General features: G+C 61.5%; 1 protein-coding gene. It reads right to left on the minus strand.

Annotated features, from left to right (window positions below; genetic code table 11):
- A partial coding sequence (locus AC07VY_RS26570; RefSeq protein ID WP_495100143.1) for an IS1595 family transposase occupies window positions 1-782 on the minus strand: 782 nt, incomplete at its 3' end.
- Window positions 783-802: the final 20 nt, after the last annotated feature.

Consider the following 802-nt stretch of genomic DNA (forward strand, 5'->3'; position numbering starts at 1 on the left):
CCACTCAGCGCCGTCTTCACGTTGCCCAGTACCGTATTCACCCATTTGAACGCGGGCATCTGGGCCGCTTGTCGGCCACTGCCCGTGACGTAGCGTTCATGGGTAGCGCCCATGTGCGTGACCTGTGCGAAGCAAGCCGTCCCATCAGACACCACACGCGCCGTCGGCGCCAAGCTGTGCAACGCCCAGTCCTGGAGCGCCTGCTTGGTAAACCCGGCAATCGGGCTCAGGCGCATGAACAGCGGTTTGCCATCCGGCGTTGTTTGCACCGCCGCCACGAAGGCGGTTTTGTTCAGCCCTCCTCGGCCTCCATGGATATGGCCAGCCCGCTCCCCACCCAGATACGCATCGTCAATTTCCACCCGCCCATCCAGGCGCCGGGGCTCTTCGCGCAGCCGCATCGTCTCCAGCAGCTTGTGCTTCACTAACCAGGCTGTCTTGTAGCTCACCCCGAGCTGGCGTTTAAGCTCCATGGCACTGATGGAGTTCTTGCTTTGTGTCAGCAGGTACAGCGCCAGGAACCAGACCGTCAAGGGCAGTTTGGTGTGTTCAAACACCGTGCCCACGATGCTGGAGGACTGGTAGCCGCAGATCACACACTCCCACAACTGGCGGCCTGTACCGTTACGCGTTTGAAACGAACGCGAACACCCGCAGTGCGCACAATGCCAGCCCTGGGGCCATCGCATAGCGAACAAGGCGTCTTCGCACTGCGCTTCGCGACCGTACTGACTTTGGAAGTCCGGCATAGACAGGCCGGGCTGGAATTGGATGCGGTTCATAGGCATGGGGCACCTCGCAC

Source organism: Rhodoferax sp. GW821-FHT02C08 (assembly GCF_059421805.1).